The following is a 275-nucleotide window of genomic DNA, read 5'->3' on the forward strand; positions in this document are numbered from 1 at the left end:
GCTCCAGCACCTCGTTGCGGAACACCACCGCGCCTTGCGTGGTGGCGAGGTTGCGACCGATCTCGAAGGCGGTCTTGTTCACCTGGCTGGGCATGCCGCCGTTGTGCACCAGGTCTTCGAGCAGGTGGCGGACGCCATTGAGCAGGCTGATCCCGCCGGTATTGAACAGTTCCGTTAACGCCAGTGGATTGATCAGGCTGTTGCTGGGTGCCACGGCGTCGGAGAGCAAGGCGACGAGGAAGCGGGCGCGGGCGCGATCGTCGCAGTCCAGGTTG

Annotated in this window: 1 pseudogene; it reads right to left on the minus strand. The window is 64.7% G+C overall.

Features of this window, described 5'->3' with window-relative positions:
• Positions 1-275, minus strand: a pseudogene (locus ACLJNW_RS24900) (class I poly(R)-hydroxyalkanoic acid synthase); the annotation flags it as partial.

Source organism: Salmonella sp. SAL4457 (genome assembly GCF_046548235.1).
Taxonomy (GTDB): Bacteria; Pseudomonadota; Gammaproteobacteria; order Enterobacterales; family Enterobacteriaceae; genus Salmonella; species Salmonella enterica.